This is a genomic window from Pseudomonas sp. Sample_9 (assembly GCF_004307535.1).
GTDB lineage: Bacteria > Pseudomonadota > Gammaproteobacteria > Pseudomonadales > Pseudomonadaceae > Aquipseudomonas > Aquipseudomonas mercuritolerans.
The window spans coordinates 1-2,122 of record NZ_RAZO01000243.1 but is presented as its reverse complement, the minus strand read 5'-3'; the positions used below and the strand labels follow the sequence as shown (position 1 = coordinate 2,122).

Here is a 2,122-nt window from a genome sequence, read left to right as displayed (position 1 = left end):
CTGGACCTGGGTTCGTTCGAGGCGGCGGAAATTCTTGAGCTGTTTACCCGCGAGATTGCTCCGCACTATTACAACAGGGCGATTTTCGATGTGCAGACCCACCTCAAGGAACGGTTTGAAAGCATCGAAAGCGACCTGTGGGCGCTCGAAAAAAATTAGGAGCAGCTGCAAGCCGCAAGCTTCAAGCTGCAAGAACTGGTACACCGCATGCTCGCAGCTAGTCGCTTGCAGCTTGCCGCTCTTTTGACGAAGGAAAAAGCATGCTGATTATTCCCGCTATCGATCTCAAAGACGGTGCCTGCGTACGTCTGCGCCAGGGCCGCATGGAAGATTCCACGGTGTTCTCCGATGACCCGGTGAGCATGGCTGCCAAGTGGGTGGAGGGCGGTTGCCGCCGTCTGCATCTGGTCGACCTCAACGGCGCGTTCGAAGGCCAGCCGGTCAACGGCGAAGTGGTGACCGCGATCGCCAAGCGCTACCCGACCCTGCCGATCCAGATCGGTGGCGGCATCCGTTCGCTGGAAACCATTGAGCATTACGTCAAGGCCGGCGTCAGCTACGTGATCATCGGGACCAAAGCCGTAAAAGATCCGGCGTTCGTTGCTGAAGCCTGCCGTGCGTTTCCGGGCAAGATCATTGTCGGTCTGGATGCGAAAGACGGTTTCGTCGCCACCGACGGTTGGGCTGAGATCAGCACCGTGCAGGTCATTGACCTGGCCAAGCAGTTCGAAGCCGACGGCGTGTCCTCGATCGTTTATACCGACATCGCCAAAGACGGCATGATGCAGGGCTGCAACGTACCGTTCACCGCTGCGCTGGCCGCTGCCACCAGGATTCCAGTGATCGCTTCCGGCGGCATCCATAACCTGGGTGACATCAAGTCGCTGCTCGACGCCAAGGCACCGGGCATCATCGGCGCGATCACGGGCCGCGCGATCTATGAGGGCACTTTGGATGTTGCAGAGGCTCAAGCTTTTTGTGATGGCTACGCGGCCAGATAAAAGCAGCTTCAAGTTGCAAGCTGCGAGCTGCAAGTTAGAAGCGCGACCGCAATCCGCCCTTTCTTGCAGCTTGAAGCTTGAAGCTTCTTAATCGGAGATTAAGTCTTATGGCGTTAGCCAAGCGCATCATCCCTTGCCTGGACGTGGACAACGGCCGGGTCGTCAAAGGTGTGAAGTTCGAGAACATTCGTGACGCCGGTGACCCGGTGGAAATCGCCCGTCGCTACGACGAGCAGGGCGCCGACGAGATTACCTTTCTCGACATCACCGCCAGCGTCGATGGTCGTGACACTACGCTGCATACCGTCGAGCGCATGGCCAGCCAGGTGTTCATTCCGCTGACCGTCGGCGGTGGCGTGCGTACCGTGCAGGACATCCGCAACCTGCTCAATGCCGGCGCGGACAAAGTGTCGATCAACACCGCTGCCGTGTTCAACCCGGAATTCGTAGGCGAAGCCGCGCAGCATTTCGGCTCGCAGTGCATCGTCGTCGCCATCGACGCCAAGAAAGTCTCCGGCCCCGGCGAAACCCCGCGCTGGGAAATCTTCACCCACGGCGGGCGCAAGCCGACCGGCCTCGACGCAGTCGAGTGGGCGAAGAAAATGGAAGGCCTCGGTGCTGGCGAGATCCTGCTGACCAGCATGGATCAGGACGGCATGAAAAACGGCTTCGACCTCGGCGTGACCCGCGCCATCAGCGACGCGCTGGGCATTCCGGTGATCGCTTCCGGTGGCGTCGGCAATTTGCAGCATCTGGCCGATGGCATTCTCGAAGGCCATGCCAGTGCGGTGCTGGCGGCGAGTATTTTCCACTTCGGCGAATACACCGTGCAGGAAGCCAAGGCCTACATGTCGCATCGCGGCATCGTCATGCGCTAAAGCGTACAGGCCAGTGGACAGCATGGCGCGCCCAAGGCACTCTTGGGCACGCCATGGATTCCGGTAGCCCGACATGATCAAACGCCTGCTTGTTGTTCTCGCCAGCGCCTCGTTGTTGTTAATCAGCAATGCCCGGGCCGAAACCAGTCCCGACACCGATCTGGTGCTGCTCACCGAGAACTTCCCGCCGTACAACATGGCGAAGAACGGCAAGAATTTCGCCCAGGGCGACAACATCAACGG

General features: G+C 59.6%; 3 protein-coding genes and 1 pseudogene. All 4 read left to right on the top strand.

What is annotated here, in order from left to right; translation table 11 throughout:
- On the top strand, positions 1-159 hold a 159-nt coding region (locus D6877_RS13805; protein ID WP_130911154.1), incomplete at its 5' end, for a DUF2164 family protein.
- Between the two features lie 101 nt (positions 160-260).
- Entirely contained in the window at positions 261-1,001 is a 741-nt protein-coding gene (gene hisA, locus D6877_RS13800) for a 1-(5-phosphoribosyl)-5-[(5-phosphoribosylamino)methylideneamino]imidazole-4-carboxamide isomerase (protein WP_039756586.1), read from the top strand.
- A 107-nt stretch (positions 1,002-1,108) separates the two neighbouring features.
- Positions 1,109-1,879, top strand: coding sequence for an imidazole glycerol phosphate synthase subunit HisF (hisF, locus tag D6877_RS13795; protein WP_016772122.1), 771 nt, complete (start codon positions 1,109-1,111; stop codon positions 1,877-1,879).
- 73 nt (positions 1,880-1,952) lie between these two features.
- Positions 1,953-2,122 (top strand): annotated as a pseudogene (locus tag D6877_RS13790) (amino acid ABC transporter substrate-binding protein); the annotation flags it as partial.

Bases quoted from the DNA above. Each gene is read 5' to 3' on its own strand.
- hisA (WP_039756586.1), top strand. From the start codon at position 261: ATGCTGATTATTCCCGCTATCGATCTCAAAGACGGTGCCTGCGTACGT.
- hisF (WP_016772122.1), top strand. From the start codon at position 1,109: ATGGCGTTAGCCAAGCGCATCATCCCTTGCCTGGACGTGGACAACGGC.